Here is a 15,249-nt window from a genome sequence, read left to right as displayed (position 1 = left end):
CCGTATCGGCGTGCGGACACGACGTGTCGGTGGGCATCGGGTGAACTCCCAGCGTCTCGGCCGGTGGGCTGTGATGCCCGTCGCCCACCTCGCGTCGGTTTGGCGACACGCCGGGCCGGGCCGCTAGGGTCGTCTGCGTGACTGGGTCCGGTGGCGCCGCTGTGGCGGGAGAAGCAGAGACGCCGGGCGATTCGAAAGCAGTGGGCACCCCCGCCGGCGGCGCCCTGCGCGCCTGGCAGCGACGTGCCCTGACGAAGTATCTGGCCACCAAGCCGCGGGACTTCCTCGCCGTGGCCACCCCTGGTGCGGGAAAGACCACGTTCGCGCTGCGCGTGGCCGCCGAACTGCTGGCCGACCGCACCGTGGACCAGGTCACCGTCGTCGCGCCGACCGAACACCTCAAGCACCAGTGGGCGCAGTCCGCGGCGCGCGCCGGAATCGCGCTCGACTCGCGGTTCTCCAATTCCACCGGCGGCACTTCGGGCGACTACCACGGTGTCGTCGTCACGTACGCGCAGGTCGCCGCACATCCCTTCCGTCATCGCGTGCGCACCGAAAACCGCAGGACGCTCGTCGTGCTCGACGAGATCCACCACGCGGGAGATGCCAAGAGCTGGGGCGATGCGACCGCCGAGGCGTTCGGCGACGCCACCCGCCGCCTCGCGCTGACCGGTACCCCGTTCCGCAGCGACGACAGCCAGATTCCGTTCGTCGTCTACGAACCCGACGAGTCCGGTTTCCCGAAGTCCCGCGCCGATCACACCTACGGCTATGCCGAGGCCCTCGCCGACGGTGTGGTGCGGCCGGTGGTCTTCCTGGCCTACTCGGGTGAGGCGCACTGGCGCGACAGCGCGGGCGAGGAGTATTCCGCGCGCCTCGGTGAGCCGCTGAACGCCGAGCAGACCGCCCGCGCCTGGCGGACCGCGTTGGACCCGGCGGGCGACTGGATATCCGCCGTACTGCGCGCCGCCGACATCCGGCTGCGCCAGAAGCGCGCCTCCGGCATGCCCGACGCGGGCGGCCTCGTGATCGCCACCGACCAGGACCGCGCCCGCGATTACGCCGAACTGCTGGAGCACATTTCGGGCGAGAAGCCCGCGCTGGTGCTCTCCGACGACCCGGCCTCCTCCAGTCGCATCGCCGAGTTCAGCAACAGCACGCAGCCCTGGATGGTCGCGGTGCGCATGGTGTCCGAAGGCGTCGACGTGCCGCGCCTGGCCGTCGGGGTGTACGCGACCAGCGCTTCCACCCCGTTGTACTTCGCGCAGGCGATCGGGCGGTTCGTGCGTGCCCGCAAGCCGGGCGAAACCGCGACCGTGTTCCTGCCCTCGGTGCCGGTGCTGCTCGATCTGGCCGCGCAGCTGGAGTTGCAGCGCGACCACGTCATCGGCAAACCGCACCGCGAGAAGAACGGCCTCGAAGACGACCTGCTGATCGAGGCGAACAAGCAGCAGGACGAGCCGGGCGAGCAGGAGAAGTCCTTCGTCGCGCTGGCCGCCGACGCCGAACTCGACCAGGTGATCTACGACGGATCCTCCTTCGGCACCGCGACTTTCGCAGGCAGCGACGAGGAAGCCGACTATCTGGGGATTCCGGGGCTGCTGGACGCCGAGCAGATGCGCGCACTGCTGCGCGAGCGGCAGGCCAAGCAGGTCTCCGATCGGAGTATGCCCGCGCCCGCCCCCGATCCCGGTCCGCAGGTGGCGAACGCCGCGGAGCGGGTCGCGACGGCCGATCGGCTCGGCGAACTGCGGCGCGAGCTCAACAGCCTGGTGGCGATGCATCACCACCGCACCGGCAAACCGCACGGCGTGATCCACGGGGAGCTGCGCCGGGAATGCGGCGGGCCGCCGACCGCGCTGGCCTCGGCCGACCAACTCGGTGAGCGCATCGCCGCGCTGCGCCGGAAATAGCCCGGGTCAACCGGCCGTGGCGGGCCAGGCGGCCATGGCGCAGTCGATGGACGCGGTGAGGTCCGCCAGTGACGCGCCGTCCCGTGCCTGGATGGACAGGCCGTAGAGGACCGTGGTGTAGAAACCGGCCAGCGCCGCGGTGTCGGTGCCTTCCGGCAGATCGCCCTCGGCGACGCCGCGATCGAGCCTGCGCCGGATGTCCTCGGTCGTCTCGCGGCGCTTCTCGATCAGGAAGTCGCGGATGCTCGTATTGCGCGTGGTGTAGGTGGAGCCGGCGAGCACGACCATGCAGCCGTGCGGCTTGTTCTCCTCGGTGTAGGCGATCGCGTTGTCCCGCAGCATCGCCTCGATGCCCGCCCGCGCGGTCGGTTCTTCGCGCAGCGCGCGGTCGGTGTAACCGCCGTCGGTGCGGCCGTAGAGTTCGACGGCCGCGCGGAACAGCTCCTCTTTGCCGCCGAACGCGGCGTACAGGCTGGGGGAGTTGATACCCATCGCGGCGGTGAGGTCGCTCATCGAGGCGCCCTCGTAGCCGTGCTCCCAGAAGACCTCCATCGCGCGGTGCAACGCCTCGGTCCGGTCGAAGGCGCGCGGTCGTCCCCGTCCAGCCATGCCACACCTTTCTGTGTCGATCGTTAAATATACCTCTTGACAGCGCCGTGGCCGATGCGCTTGGCTATTTATGTATTGATCGGCACAAAAATAAAGGAGTACCGATGTCGGACCTCACGGGCAAGGTCGCGCTGGTGACCGGCGGCAGTCGCGGTATCGGAGCGGCGATCGCGCGCCGCCTCGCCGCGGCGGGCGCGGACGTAGCGATGACCTACCAGCACGCCGAGGGGCAGGCGAAAACGGTGGTCGACGCGGTCGAAGCGCTCGGACGCCGAGCCGTCGCGATCCAGGCCGACAGCGCCGACGCCGCAGCGGTGCGCGCGGCGGTCGACCGCACCGCGTCCGAACTCGGCGGGCTGGACATCCTGGTCAACAACGCGGGAATCTTCCCGGCGAAGCCGTTCGAGGAGTTCACCGTCGAGGAGATCGACAACGCGCTCAACGTGCACGCCCGCGCCGCGTTCGTCGGTGCGCAGGCCGCGATCGCGCACATGACCGACGGCGGGCGGATCATCAGCATCGGCACCAACCTGACCGACCACGCGCCGTTCGACGGTCTGGCGCTCTACAACCTCAGCAAGTCGGCTCTCAACGGCTTCACCAAGGCGCTGGCGCGTGAACTCGGCCCGCGCGCGATCACGGTGAACCTCGTGCAGCCGGGTTCCACCGACACCGACATGAACCCCGGCGACGGCGCTCACGCGCAGCGGCAGCGCGACCTGACCGCGCTCGGCCGTTTCGGCGCCGCCGACGATGTCGCGGCCACGGTGGCCTTCCTGGCCGGTCCGTCCGGCCGCAGCGTCACCGGCGCGTTCCTCACCGTGGACAGCGGCACCAACGCCTGATCAGCCGGTGAAATACCGCCCGGGCGACACCCCGACCGCCCGGCGGAACGCCGCGACGTAAGCGCTCGGCGTCGCGTAGCCGACCCGGCCCGCGACCCGGGCGATCGGCAGCCCCGCGGCGAGCAGCGGCAGGGAGGCCGCCAGCCGGATCTGCGTGCGCCACTGGCCGAAGCCGAGCCCGGTCTCGGCGACGAACAAGCGGGCCAGCGTGCGCGGGCTGGCGGCGACGTGCGCGGCGAACTCCGCGAGCGTGCGCGGGTCGGCCGGATCGGCGGCGAGCGCGTCGGCCACCTGCCGCGCTCGTGGATCGGTGGGCGGATGCGCGCCGATCGGGATCACCTCGACGGGCTCGAGCAGATCGAACACCACCGCCTCGGCGCGCTCGCGCCGCGGCTGAGCGGTGTCGTGGGTGGAGGAGACCGCCGCCGACCGGCTGCTCCGGATCGGCTTCACCGACGTGGAGATCGATACCGGCGCTTCGAGTTTCCGCTTCCGGGCCCGGCGGCCGCAGTGAGGTCCCGCCCAGCGGTCGTGGGCGGGACGAGTGGGCCCGCCTAGCAGCGGCGGTGGGCGGGGCGAGTGGGCCCGGACCCGTCGGAGGACGCGTGGATGTCGTCCGGTCGTTCAGCTGGGCGTCGTCGTGAAGAATCGCCGCGGGTCGAGCGCGCTGATCGGCGTCCACCGCGCCGCGGGCGCCGACTCGTCGCAATCCTCCGGCGCGGCGGCGAAATAGCCCTGGATCGCCAAGGCGAGCCGCGGGTTCTCGTCGACCTGCCGCGCCATCTCGTAGTAGACGGCGAGAACGTGGACGCACCGCGGCGAGCGTGCCGTGCACGAGCAGTCGGTGCCCGCGAGCCGCGGCGCGAGCGAGACGCCTGCCGCGCCGAGCGCGCGATGGGCGTCGTCGGTCAGCACGGTCGGGTCCGGCACGATCCCGGCGATCGCGGTGATCGTCTTGCGAGACAGTGGCGCCACCTCCACGTGCGTCAGCGAGGCCTGGCCGCCGCGGTGGATGGTGGCGCGCACCACCTGTCCCTCGACGACGGCCTGCACGCCGTTGTTGCGGGCGATGCTGCGCGCGCGGGGCAGCATCGGGTCCGGCCGGGTCTGGCGCAGCGGCTCGGCCAGGCGCACCCAGTCCATGCCCCACGCGGTGTAGCCGAATTCGTTGTCCGCCATCAGCTCTCCCTCTTGCGGCGCAGGACCTCGATCAACTGGTCGTCGTCCAGCGCGGCCAGCGCCGCGATGCCCGCCGCGTCACCGAGGTCGCGCAGCGCCGCCTTGCGGTGGTGCATGGCCGCGATGTGCTCCTCCACGGTGGTGGTCGAGGTGAGCGTGGTGACGGTGACCGTGCGGGTCTGGCCGATCCGGTGCACCCGATCGGAGGCCTGCGCCTCCACCGCGGGGTTCCACCAGCGATCGAAGTGGACGACATCGGCGGCGCGGGTCAGTGTGAGCCCGGTGCCCGCCGCGCGCAGGCTGAGCACCAGCACCGGCGGTCCGTCCTCGGATTGGAACCGGGTGACGATCGCGGCGCGCTCGGTCTGGGTGAGCCCGCCGTGGAAGAACGGCGCGGACACCCCGAACTGTTCGGCGAAATGCCGGACCAGAAGCTCACCGGTCTGGCGGTACTGGGTGAAAACCAGGGTGGGACTGGCCGTTTCCAGGTTGGTGGCGACGATGTCGGTGCACAGGTCCAGTTTTCCGGAGCGGCCGGCCAACTCGTCGAGCTCGCCGGTGATCAGCCCCGGGTGGTTGCACACCTGCCGTAGTGCGGTCAGCGCGGCCAGCACGCGGCCGTGGCGCTCGATGCCCGCGCCGAATCCGTCGTCGATGGCACGGTCGAGCAACTGGTCGTAGAGCCGCTCCTGCTCGGCGGTGAGGTCGCAGAGCAGGTCGCTGTGGATCTTCGCGGGCAGTGTCGCGGCGACCTGTCTCTTCGTGCGTGCCAGCACGACCGGTTCGATGGCGTCGCGCAACCGCGCCGCGGCGGCCGCCGAACCCTCGTGGATCGGCCGCACGAAGCGCCGCCGGAACTGCGTCCGGTGCCCGAACAGCCGGGGCGCCACCAGGTGCAGCAGGGCCCACAGCTCGTCGAGATGGTTCTCCACCGGCGTTCCGGTCAGGGCGACGGTCGCGGCCGCATCGATCGCGCGCGCGGCCTTCGCGACCTGGGTGCGGGGGTTCTTCAGCGCCTGCGCCTCGTCGAAGACGGCCGTCGCCCAGCGCCGCTGCGCCACCCGCTGTCCGTGCAGCCGCAGCGTCGGGTAGCCCGTGACGACGACCGTCGCGGCGTCGGCGTCCAGGTCGCCGCCTCGCCAGACGACCACCCGCAGCCCCGGAGCGAACCTGCCGATCTCGTGGGCCCAGTTGCCGACCAGCGAGGTCGGGCACACCACCAGCTGTGCTCCGGACTCGGCGCGGTCGAGCAGGAAGCCGATGGTCTGCACGGTCTTGCCGAGCCCCATCTCGTCGGCGAGCACCGCCCCGCCGTGCGCGGCCACGGTTTCGCGCAGCCAGGCGATCCCACGTGCCTGGTAGGGCCGCAGCCGCGCCGTCAGCGTCCCGTGCAGCCCGGCGGTGACGGCCTCGGTGTCGTGCAGGACGCCCAGCGCGCGTCGCGCCGAGACGATCGCCGTGCCGGACGCATCCGGCACCGCATGGGCGGCGATGGGCAGATCGTCGGCGTCCGCGTCGGACGGTTGCGCGGCGGGTTCGGCGAGGACGGCGCGCACGAGCCGTTGCCAGGCCAGGATCGACTCGCCCGGGTGCTCGACCGTCGAGTCCGCGAAAGTCCGCGGGTCCACCAGGGTGGCGTCGACGTCGGCGACTTCGAGCGCCCCGTACATGGCGGCAGGGACGGCCAGCGCGAGGGTCTCGCGGTCACCCTGGCCGCGCGGCGCGGGGCCGGCGCCGTCACCGTTCCAGCTCCAGAGTGCGAACATGTGCCGGTCCGGTAGATAAGTGGCGTGTGTGCTGGGCAGAGCGAACCCCTAAATCAACGTATGGCGTACGGAGTAGTCTGACAACGTACACCGTACTGGATTTGTTCCGAGGAGCCAGTGAGCGACGAACTCAGCACCGACCAGGCCCGGCGGCTGATGAGCCTGCTGTGGCGGCACGAACGTCCGCCGCGTCCCGGTGGACGCGGTCCGAAGCAGACGGTCAGCGTCGACGCGGTGGTCGACGCCGCGGTAGGGCTGGCCGATCGAGAGGGCTACGAGAAGGTGTCCATCCGGGCCGTCGCCGCCGAGTTGGGGCTGCGGCCGATGAGTCTCTACACGTATGTGCCGAGCAAGGACGCGCTGGCGGTCCTCATGGCCGACGCGGTGGCGGACGAGGACGCGCCCATTTCCGCTGCTCTGCCGCCGCGCGAACGCCTTGCCTCCGTGGCTCGCCAGGTCCGAAACGAACTTCTCGCGCACCCCTGGCTGCTCGAGGTGTCGCCCTGGCGGCTGGTGCTCGGCCCGGGGCGGATGCGGCGTTACGAGCGGCAGCTCGCCGCGCTCGATGGGCTCGGCCTACCGGACGTGGAGATGGATCGGGTGATCGCCGTGCTGTCGGAGTTCGCCACCGGGAATGCGCGGATGGCGATCGCCGCGGCCCGCGAGACCGGCCGGATCAGCGACGCGCGCTGGTGGGAAGTGCACGGCCCGCTGCTGGAGGAGGTCATGGCACCGAGCCGGTTCCCCCTGTCCTCGCGAGTGGGGGCGGCGGTCGGTGAGCTGTACCAGGCCCCCGCCGACCCGGACGGTGCGTTCGAATACGGCCTGGCCAGGCTGCTGGACGGCATCTCGGGCACGGCGTCCGGAAACTGACCGGGCCGCCCCCGGACACGCCGACAGCGGGCGACCTGTGGGTCGCCCGCTGCCGGTGGAAACGGTGTTCTGTTGTCCGATGCTGTTGTGTCAGGACGCGAGGAGCGGATCAGAGCGCGGGAGCGGACTCCGTGTCGATAACGGCGTCCAGCTCACGCAGGCGATCCATGTGTTCGTTCGCGTGGTGCTGGCAGAAGAGCAACTCTCCACCCGCGGGCAGTACGGCACGCACTCGGGCAGCCGCCCCGCAGCGGTCGCAACGATCGACCGCGGTCAGTGGGGTGCTTGTCAGGGTTCCTGGCATGACTCCTCCGTCCTGGCTCCCGGTCCCGACGACCGTTCACCTGGTGTGGGGCCCGTGGTCACTCACCACGAGCTCGCTACCGCTACTTCCCAGCAGGGGTATGACTACTCTGTCAGACGTTCGGGACGGGGGACTTTGTTCCCGCGCGTGAATCAGTGTGTTTTCGATAACACGACCAGGGATTTCGCTACGGGCGAACGCCACAGGTCATGCCGTCGATGTGTACTGGGTCACACCCTCGATCGACCGATCCAGTTGTCTACCGGGAGATTACCCGTGACCTATGACACTCACACGCTAGTTCACCTATGCACTTCGGTGGAATGGCTTTCCGCTCGGCAAACGGGGGAGTACCGTGCGCCCTCGCTCGCCGAGACGGGGTTCATCCACCTCTCCTCGCCGCAGCAGGTCCACCTGCCCGCGAACCGTTTGTTCGCGGGACGGCGCGATCTGGTCGTGCTGCGCATCGACGCGCGCCGGGTAGGGTCGCCGATCGAGTGGGAGCCCGGTGTCCCGACCGATCCGGAGTCGATGCTCTTCCCGCACCTGTACGGCCCCCTGCCGGTGATCGCGGTCACGGGGGTGGAGGAGTATCTGCCCGGCGCGGACGGGATATTCGCTCCCCTCGCGGCGTGACTACCGGTCGCGGATCTCGCGCGCCAGGATGGCGGCTTGAACCCGCGACCGCACACCGAGTTTCGTGAGCACTCGGGAGACGTGCGTCTTGACGGTCGTCTCGCCGATGAACAGCCGGCCCGCGATCTGCGCGTTGGACAGGCCGTCGCCCAGACAGTCGAGCACTTCGCGTTCCCGTTCGGTGAGTTCGCCGAGCCCGGCCGGAGCCGGTTGCGCGGCAGCCTGATTCGTGGCGGCGAACGCCGCGATCACCGCCCGGGTGACTTCCGGAGCCAGCACGCCGTCGCCCGCCGCGACCGTGCGCACCGCCTCGACCAACGACTGTCCCGACGCGGATTTCAGGACGAACCCCGAGGCGCCCGCGCGCAGCGCGCGAAACACGTACTCGTCCAAGTCGAATGTGGTCAGGACGAGCACCTTGGCCAGGCCGTCGGCGATGATCCGCTCGGTAGCGGTGAGCCCGTCCACCCCGGGCATCCGGATGTCCATCAGCACCACCTGCGGCCGCAGCGCTTTGGCCTGCGCCACCGCGACGTCGCCGTCGGCCGCCTCGCCCACCACCTCGATATCGTGCTCGACGTCCAGGATCATCCGCAGGCCCGCGCGGATCGCCGCGTGGTCGTCGGCGATCACCACTCGAATCGTCATGCGGCACCTGCGGAGCCGAGCGGCAGGCTGGCCAGGACTTCCCAGCAGCCGGAATCCGGTCCGGCGCGCAGATTTCCGCCGAGCGCGGCGGCCCGCTCGCGCATGTTCACCAGGCCGCGGCGCCCGGTTTCCGCCCTGGCGTCGGACGGCCGTGCGGGCATGGCCGGATTGCGAACGGAAATGTTCAGCATCTCTTGCTCTGCCCGCACGTCGATGAAGACCTCCTGTCCCGGGGCGTGTTTCATGGCGTTGGTCAACGCCTCCTGGACGATGCGGTAGGCGGCTTGGTCGACCGCGCTGGGCAGCGCGGCGCCGTCCAGCGCCGTACGCGCCCGCACCGAGATCCCGGCCGCGCGTGCGGCATCCACCAGAATCGACAACTGGGCGAGCGTGCGCGGCGCGGCGGTCTCCGTCGCGGCGTCGCTGCTCAGCAAGCCGATCATCGTGCGCATCTCGTGCAGCGCGCTGACACTGTTGGCGCGGATGGACCGCATGATCCCGGCCACCGCGGGGTCGGCGTCGCCGCGGCCGAGCACCCCGAGCGCCGCCTCGGACTGTAGGGCGATGGCCGACAGGTGCCCGGCGATCACGTCGTGCAGGTCGCGGGCCATGGTGGTGCGCTCGTCGGCGATGGCCGCGCGGCGGTCGAGCTCCGCGACCAGCGTCAGTGCCTGCGCGCGGGTGCGCTCGGCGACCGCCACCTCCTTGTGCGTGCGTACCGAGTTCGCCCACCAGATCGGGGTCGCCACGAAACTGAACACCGCCACCAGGGCCAGCGCGACCGCCCGCAGGTCGCCGGTCCCCGCCAGCGTGAGCGCCACGGCGATGCCGGAGAACACCCACCAGCCCAGAGCTGTGATGCGTGAGGCCCGCCGCCCCGCGTACAGCACGGCCGAGTAGATCAGGTCGGCGTAGATGATCCAGACCGGCACCGTGGCGCCCAGCCAGATGTCCATCGCCAGCGGAAGCAAGCCGTACAGCATGGCCGTGATCGGATACCGGCGACGGAAGAACGTGGCCACGCACAATGCGGCCAGCACACCGAAGCGCACCCACAGCGGCAGGTGCACGCCGTGATCGGTCATCGTGGACAGGCCGGTGGAGTACAGCGCGCCGCCGCCGGTGAACGCGAGGACCGCACCCAGCGCATCCCGCGCCCGCTCCGGCAATTCCGACCACCGCCGCACGCCTCCATCACAACACAGCGCCCGCGACGCGCCATCCGCCGAAGTGATGACCGATCCGTTTATCGCCGCCCGCATCCGGCTAATCTGGAGGGCGTGAACGTCGACGTCACCGCACTACCCGGAATCGGTGTCCGCAAGGACTTCGAGGTGCGTTCCGGTCGCCGAATCGGCGTGGTCGCCCACCGCGACGGTGATATCGACCTGATCGTCTCCAAGCTCGACGATCCGGACGCCTGTGCCGCGCAGATCCCGCTGACCACCGACGAAGCGGCAGTCCTCGCCAATCTGCTCGGCGCGCCGCAACTGGTCGCGAAGCTCAACGACGACCATCGGGACCTGCCCGGGATCACCACCCGCCAGCTTCCGATCGGCGACGACTCACCGTACGACGGTCGCACTCTCGGCGAGACCGAGATGCGCACCCGCACGAAGGTCTCCATTGTGGCGGTCATGCGGGCCGGCCAGCTGCATCCCTCGCCGGGCCCCGATTTCACCTTCACCGCGGGCGACCTGCTCGTGGTGGTCGGCACTCCGGAGGGCTTGGATGCCGCTGCGAAGATCATGACGCACGGCTGAGCACGTGACGGACACCGCGCTCGCCCTGATCGAGCTCGGAGCGGTTCTTTTCGTTCTCGGCATGCTGGGGCGTGTCGCGGGTCGTGTCGGAATGTCACCGATCCCGCTGTACCTGTTGGGTGGCGTCGCCTTCGGCCAGGGCGGTGTCATCCAGCTCGGGGCCGCCTACGACTTCGGCCACGTCGCCGGTGAGATCGGTGTGGTGCTGTTGCTGTTGCTGCTCGGCCTGGAGTACACCGCGGCGGAGCTGGTGACCGGGCTGCGCCGGTCGTGGCCGGCCGGCCTGGTGGACATCGTGGTCAACGCGTCGCCGGGCGCGGTGGTGGCGCTGATGCTGGGCTGGGGTGTCAACGGCGCGATCACGCTGGCGGGCGTCACCTACATCTCCTCCTCGGGCATCGTGGCGAAGGTGCTCGACGACCTCGGCCGCCTGGGTAACCGGGAGACGCCGGTGATCCTGTCCATCCTCGTGTTCGAGGATCTGGCGATGGCGGTCTACCTGCCCATTCTCACCACGGTGCTGGCCGGGCTGAGCTGGGTCAGCGGGCTGCGCGCCCTGGCACTGGCCCTGATCACCATCACGCTGGTGCTCGTGGTGGCCCTGCGCTACGGGCGCTATGTGTCGTCGGTGGTGGACAGCGCCGACCGCGAGGTCTTCCTGCTCACCCTGCTCGGCGCGGCGCTGCTGGTGGCCGGTGTCTCCTCGGCGCTGAGCGTGTCCGCGGCGGTGGGCGCGTTCCTGCTCGGCATCGCCATCTCCGGCTCGACCGCGCATGCGGCGGCGAAGCTGCTCGAGCCGCTGCGGGATCTGTTCGCGGCCATCTTCTTCGTGGCGTTCGGGTTGAGCACCGATCCGCGAGCGATCCCGCCGGTGCTCGGCTGGGCGATCGCGCTGGCGGCGGTAACCCTCATGACGAAGATGGCGACCGGATGGTGGGCCGCGGCGCGCGAGGGCATCCGTCCCATGGGGCGGGCCAGGGCGGGCGCGGCCCTGGTCGCCCGGGGTGAATTCTCCATCGTCATCGCGGGACTGGCGGTCAGCGCGGGTGCGATGGACGGGCAGCTCACCGCTCTCGCGTCGACTTACGTCCTGCTGATGGCGGTGCTCGGGCCGATCGCGGCGCGGGTGGTGGAGCCGATGGTCGGGCTGCTGCAGCACCGTGGCCGCCCCGAGCCTGTGGTCTCCTGATCAGTCCTGCGCGGAGCCGGACTCACGCGCGGCCCTCCGTTCCAGCCGGTGCCGGAACAGGCTCGCGGTCGCCCCGACCGCCAGCCCGATCACCGCCGCGCACAGATGGCCGTAGTCGGTGAACGTCGGTTCGATCCACAGCGCCGCGCCGAGCGCCACGATGATCGACCCGGCCCATATCAGGCGCACCGCGCCACGGAACCGGAGCGCGAGGGCCGCCAGGACAGCCGAAAAGCCGTAGCTGGTCCCCACGTCCGCGGCGACGGCCACCCGCAGCGGTATGAGGCCACGGTCGATGGCGTGTGAGACGGCGGTGACGGTCAGCAAGGTCGCGCCGATGTGCCCGGTCGCGAACAGCAGAATCCAGCGCGCGGTGCCCAGCCAGCGCTCCGCATAGGCCATCACGACCAGGAATCCGGCGATGGTCGTCCAGGGGAACCCGCCCTCGGTCCAGAACGCGGACGCGACCAGCACCTGCACGGGGTCGTGCCGCATGTTGTAGAGGTTGGTCGACGCCGAGAAGATCAGCCTGCGCTCGACCGAGTCGCCGACGCCGCGCAGCGTCCACCAGGTGACGAACAGCGTGAACGCGTACGCGGTGCTCGCGGGCGCGGCTCCCAGATGCGCCCGGATCGCGGGCGGGATCCGCCGCGGCGAGCCGGGACGGCGCAGCCGGGACCAGATATCGCGCAGTTCGGCGGTCTGCGTCCACGGCGACGGGGGCAGGCTCAGCATCGAAGTGGGGGCAACCACCCCCGCAGTCTGCCCGGTGCGAACTCACACCCGCCGAAAGGGGCCCTGTGCGCCCCGTCACGGGACCGGCGCCGCGGCAACAGCTCCGTTGGGCACACCCGGGGGCGGCCGACGCTGTGATCGACTCCCAGCGGTAGTAGCGCACCCGAGGCGCAGCAGGCCGCCGAGGAGGTGGGCGACGCGGCGCGAACTTCCGCCGGAATGCGCGACGCCCGCATTCACCGGCCGCTGGAAATATCGAGCGGCACGACGAATGCGGGCGTCGAGGCGATGCGACCTAGTCGAGGTAGTCGCGCAGGACCTGCGAGCGGCTGGGGTGGCGCAGCTTGCTCATGGTCTTGGACTCGATCTGGCGGATGCGTTCCCGGGTGACCCCGTAGACCTGGCCGATCTCGTCGAGGGTGCGGGGCTGGCCGTCGGTGAGACCGAAGCGCAGCCGGACCACGCCCGCCTCGCGCTCCGACAGCGTCTCCAGCACCGACTGCAGCTGATCCTGCAGCAGGGTGAAGCTCACCGCGTCCACCGCGACCACGGCCTCGGAGTCCTCGATGAAGTCGCCGAGCTGGCTGTCGCCCTCGTCGCCGATGGTCTGGTCCAGCGAGATGGGCTCACGCGCGTACTGCTGGATCTCCAGCACCTTCTCCGGCGTGATGTCCATTTCCTTGGCCAGCTCCTCCGGCGTCGGCTCGCGGCCGAGGTCCTGGAGCAGCTCGCGCTGGATGCGGCCGAGCTTGTTGATGACCTCCACCATGTGCACGGGGATGCGGATGGTGCGGGCCTGGTCGGCCATGGCGCGGGTGATGGCCTGCCGGATCCACCAGGTGGCGTACGTGGAGAACTTGTAGCCCTTGGTGTAGTCGAACTTCTCCACCGCGCGGATCAGACCCAGGTTGCCCTCCTGGATCAGGTCGAGGAAGGCCATGCCGCGGCCGGTGTAGCGCTTGGCGAGCGAGACGACCAGACGCAGGTTGGCCTCGAGCAGATGGTTCTTGGCCCGGTTGCCGTCGCGGACGATCCAGTTGTAGTCGCGGCGCATCGCGACCGGCAGCTTCTCGCCCTGCTCGGCGAACTCGCGCACCTTCTCCGCCGCGTAGAGGCCTGCCTCGATGCGCTTGGCGAGCTCGACCTCCTCCTCGGCGTTGAGCAGCGCGACCTTGCCGATCTGCTTGAGGTAGGCGCGGACCGAGTCGGCCGAGGCGGTGAGCTCGGCGTCCTTGCGGGCCTGGCGCAGCGCCTCGGACTCCTCTTCGTCCCAGACGAAATCGCCGGAGGCCTTGTCCGCCGCCGTGGGTTCGTCGGCTTCCGCGGTCTCGGCTTCCTCGGTCTCGGCCTCTTCGGCGACGTCGACGAGTTCGTCGCCCTCGGTGAGGTCTTCTTCGGAGACTTCCAGATCGCCGAGATCGTCGAGGTCCAGCGACTCGTCCTCGATCGCCTCGTCGGCGCCGGGCTCGCCGTCCGGTCCCGCCTTCTTGGTGCCGGCCTTCTTCGCAGGAGCCTTGGCCGCTTTCGCGGCCTTCTTGGCAGGCGCCTTCTTGGCGGCGGCCTTCTTCGCCGGAGCCTTCTTCGCGGCAGCCTTACGGACCGGCCGTGCTGCGGTTACATCTGCGGAGTCGGCATCGGCCGATTCGGCGGTCTGACGGGTATTCGTGGCTACCACGTACGCCCTTTCGTGACGGTCTCGTGCGGCGTCACGCCAGAGTGGTTTCCGGCGGAGCGATCTGTCGGGTTTCACCGGCGGAGGGCCGGTCGGGGTTTCTCCGGCTCAGCCGGGCACGTTCCATTGTAACGATCTAACCAGGGTACCTACGGCACGATGCCGGGAACGGCATCCTCGCGGTACCCGCGCGCCTCAGGGCGCGACACCCCCGGCGATCGCCATGGCCGCGCCGACGATGCCCGCGGTGTTCCTGAGGCGCGCCGGGATGACGGGTGTCCGGTTGGTGAGCAACGGGATCCACTGCTCGGCGTCCCTGCTGATGCCCCCGCCCGCGACGAAGACGACCGGGAAGAACAGGTTCTCCAGGGTGGTCAGGACCAGGCTGACCTGCGCGGCCCACTGCGCATAGGTCAGGTCGTCGCGTTCCTTCACCGAGGCAGCCGCGCGGTGCTCGCTCTCCATGCCCTGGATCTCCAGGTGGCCGAGTTCGGTATTGGGTACCAGCGTGCCGTGGTAGAGCAGCGCGGAGCCGATGCCGGTGCCGAAGGTCAGCAGCATGACCAGCCCTGCGAAACTTCTCGCCGCGCCGTAGTGGTCCTCGGCCATGCCCGCGGCGTCCGCGTCGTTGAGCACGGTGACCGGACGGCCGCCGAGCGCGGCGGAGAACAGCGCCCGCGCGTCGGTGCCGATCCAGGACTTGTCGATGTTGGCCGCGGTGCGTGCCACACCGCCGATCACCACGGCGGGCAGGGTGAGCCCGACCGGTCCGGTCCATCCGGCCTCGGCGACCAGTTCGGCCACCGCCTCGGCCACGGCCTGCGGTGTCGCGGGGTGCGGCGTGGCGATCTTGATCCGCTCGTGGACCAATTCGCCGGTGGCCAGATCGACCACGGCGCCTTTGACTCCGCTGCCGCCGATATCGATGCCGAATGCGTGCCCCCGAGCGGACATGACTAACCCCTCGTTCCCTGTGCTGGCCGGTGTGATGACAGCGCTGCACGGGGCCCACGACGCCACGGCGGGGCGCTGCGAGTGGGATGCCCGACGACGGCGCTGTGTCGTGCACGACAAGAGTAATCGGACTGTGAGGCTGGGCGTTCGGCGAGGATATGTG

Annotated in this window: 16 protein-coding genes; 6 read left to right on the top strand and 10 right to left on the bottom strand. The window is 70.3% G+C overall.

Going from position 1 to position 15,249, the window contains the following annotated elements; translation table 11 throughout:
* The first annotated feature begins 161 nt into the window (after window positions 1-161).
* On the top strand, window positions 162-1,913 hold the full coding sequence (locus IU450_RS07655; RefSeq protein ID WP_195149571.1) for a DEAD/DEAH box helicase: 1,752 nt from the start codon (window positions 162-164) through the stop codon (window positions 1,911-1,913).
* A gap of 6 nt (window positions 1,914-1,919) precedes the next feature.
* Here IU450_RS07655 and IU450_RS07650 read toward each other — a convergent pair whose 3' ends face one another.
* Window positions 1,920-2,522 (bottom strand): TetR/AcrR family transcriptional regulator, encoded by a 603-nt coding sequence (locus IU450_RS07650; protein ID WP_195149063.1) that lies wholly within the window; start codon window positions 2,520-2,522, stop codon window positions 1,920-1,922.
* Between the two features lie 104 nt (window positions 2,523-2,626).
* Here IU450_RS07650 and IU450_RS07645 point away from each other — a divergent pair, with 104 nt between their 5' ends.
* Entirely contained in the window at window positions 2,627-3,367 is a 741-nt protein-coding gene (locus IU450_RS07645; protein WP_195149062.1) for an SDR family NAD(P)-dependent oxidoreductase, read from the top strand.
* Here IU450_RS07645 and IU450_RS40530 read toward each other — a convergent pair whose 3' ends face one another.
* The 3 genes from IU450_RS40530 to IU450_RS07630 all read right to left on the bottom strand — a co-directional run bounded on the left by IU450_RS40530 (window position 3,368) and on the right by IU450_RS07630 (window position 6,312).
* Window positions 3,368-3,820 (bottom strand): helix-turn-helix transcriptional regulator, encoded by a 453-nt coding sequence (locus tag IU450_RS40530; protein WP_324197580.1) that lies wholly within the window; start codon window positions 3,818-3,820, stop codon window positions 3,368-3,370. It abuts the gene before it with no gap.
* Between the two features lie 171 nt (window positions 3,821-3,991).
* Entirely contained in the window at window positions 3,992-4,546 is a 555-nt protein-coding gene (locus IU450_RS07635) for an SWIM zinc finger family protein (RefSeq protein WP_195149061.1), read from the bottom strand.
* Window positions 4,546-6,312: a DEAD/DEAH box helicase gene (locus tag IU450_RS07630; RefSeq protein WP_195149060.1), complete on the bottom strand. Its 1,767-nt coding sequence runs from the start codon at window positions 6,310-6,312 to the stop codon at window positions 4,546-4,548. Before IU450_RS07630 ends, IU450_RS07635 begins: the two co-directional genes overlap by 1 nt.
* Before the next feature lie 156 nt (window positions 6,313-6,468).
* Here IU450_RS07630 and IU450_RS07625 point away from each other — a divergent pair, with 156 nt between their 5' ends.
* The gene (locus IU450_RS07625) at window positions 6,469-7,185 is read left to right on the top strand and encodes a TetR/AcrR family transcriptional regulator (RefSeq protein WP_195149570.1); all 717 of its coding nucleotides are present in this window, start codon (window positions 6,469-6,471) and stop codon (window positions 7,183-7,185) included.
* 109 nt (window positions 7,186-7,294) lie between these two features.
* On the opposite strand, the gene IU450_RS07620 is transcribed toward IU450_RS07625, so the two are convergent.
* Window positions 7,295-7,489 carry a DUF7455 domain-containing protein gene (locus tag IU450_RS07620; protein WP_036538000.1) on the bottom strand — a complete coding sequence of 65 codons (195 nt, stop codon included), beginning with the start codon at window positions 7,487-7,489 and terminating at the stop codon, window positions 7,295-7,297.
* Between the two features lie 276 nt (window positions 7,490-7,765).
* Between IU450_RS07620 and IU450_RS07615 the strand changes: the two genes are divergently transcribed.
* A complete protein-coding gene (locus tag IU450_RS07615; protein ID WP_195149059.1) occupies window positions 7,766-8,125 on the top strand; it encodes a DUF952 domain-containing protein in 360 nt (119 codons plus the stop codon).
* On the opposite strand, the gene IU450_RS07610 is transcribed toward IU450_RS07615, so the two are convergent.
* A complete protein-coding gene (locus IU450_RS07610) occupies window positions 8,126-8,773 on the bottom strand; it encodes a response regulator transcription factor (RefSeq protein ID WP_195149058.1) in 648 nt (215 codons plus the stop codon).
* On the bottom strand, window positions 8,770-9,960 hold the full coding sequence (locus IU450_RS07605; RefSeq protein ID WP_195149057.1) for a sensor histidine kinase: 1,191 nt from the start codon (window positions 9,958-9,960) through the stop codon (window positions 8,770-8,772). The genes IU450_RS07610 and IU450_RS07605 overlap by 4 nt, the downstream gene beginning before the upstream one ends.
* A 93-nt stretch (window positions 9,961-10,053) precedes the next feature.
* On the opposite strand from IU450_RS07605, the gene IU450_RS07600 reads away from it, so the two are divergent.
* Window positions 10,054-10,536, top strand: a complete 483-nt coding sequence (locus IU450_RS07600) for a cation:proton antiporter regulatory subunit (protein WP_043694470.1) — start codon at window positions 10,054-10,056, stop codon at window positions 10,534-10,536.
* A gap of 4 nt (window positions 10,537-10,540) precedes the next feature.
* On the top strand, window positions 10,541-11,725 hold the full coding sequence (locus IU450_RS07595; RefSeq protein WP_195149056.1) for a cation:proton antiporter: 1,185 nt from the start codon (window positions 10,541-10,543) through the stop codon (window positions 11,723-11,725).
* On the opposite strand, the gene IU450_RS07590 is transcribed toward IU450_RS07595, so the two are convergent.
* From IU450_RS07590 to ppgK, 3 genes are all read right to left on the bottom strand, one after another.
* Entirely contained in the window at window positions 11,726-12,478 is a 753-nt protein-coding gene (locus IU450_RS07590; RefSeq protein ID WP_324197579.1) for a rhomboid-like protein, read from the bottom strand. It abuts the gene before it with no gap.
* 277 nt (window positions 12,479-12,755) lie between these two features.
* Window positions 12,756-14,135: an RNA polymerase sigma factor gene (locus tag IU450_RS07585; RefSeq protein WP_195149055.1), complete on the bottom strand. Its 1,380-nt coding sequence runs from the start codon at window positions 14,133-14,135 to the stop codon at window positions 12,756-12,758.
* A gap of 192 nt (window positions 14,136-14,327) precedes the next feature.
* The gene (gene ppgK, locus IU450_RS07580) at window positions 14,328-15,086 is read right to left on the bottom strand and encodes a polyphosphate--glucose phosphotransferase (RefSeq protein ID WP_195149054.1); all 759 of its coding nucleotides are present in this window, start codon (window positions 15,084-15,086) and stop codon (window positions 14,328-14,330) included.
* Between the last annotated feature and the right edge of the window lie 163 nt (window positions 15,087-15,249).

Origin of the sequence: Nocardia abscessus (assembly GCF_015477775.1) — a bacterium.
Taxonomy (GTDB): Bacteria; Actinomycetota; Actinomycetes; order Mycobacteriales; family Mycobacteriaceae; genus Nocardia; species Nocardia abscessus_A.
Note: the sequence above shows the minus strand (reverse complement) of the source record. Positions and strands in the feature narration are given on the sequence as shown.

Excerpts from the sequence above, each read along its gene's own strand:
- ppgK (WP_195149054.1), bottom strand. The coding sequence starts at position 15,086 with ATGTCCGCTCGGGGGCACGCATTCGGCATCGATATCGGCGGCAGCGGA.
- IU450_RS07620 (WP_036538000.1), bottom strand. The coding sequence starts at position 7,489 with ATGCCAGGAACCCTGACAAGCACCCCACTGACCGCGGTCGATCGTTGC.
- IU450_RS07630 (WP_195149060.1), bottom strand. The coding sequence starts at position 6,312 with ATGTTCGCACTCTGGAGCTGGAACGGTGACGGCGCCGGCCCCGCGCCG.
- IU450_RS07645 (WP_195149062.1), top strand. The coding sequence starts at position 2,627 with ATGTCGGACCTCACGGGCAAGGTCGCGCTGGTGACCGGCGGCAGTCGC.
- IU450_RS07635 (WP_195149061.1), bottom strand. The coding sequence starts at position 4,546 with ATGGCGGACAACGAATTCGGCTACACCGCGTGGGGCATGGACTGGGTG.
- IU450_RS07610 (WP_195149058.1), bottom strand. The coding sequence starts at position 8,773 with ATGACGATTCGAGTGGTGATCGCCGACGACCACGCGGCGATCCGCGCG.
- IU450_RS07625 (WP_195149570.1), top strand. The coding sequence starts at position 6,469 with ATGAGCCTGCTGTGGCGGCACGAACGTCCGCCGCGTCCCGGTGGACGC.
- IU450_RS07650 (WP_195149063.1), bottom strand. The coding sequence starts at position 2,522 with ATGGCTGGACGGGGACGACCGCGCGCCTTCGACCGGACCGAGGCGTTG.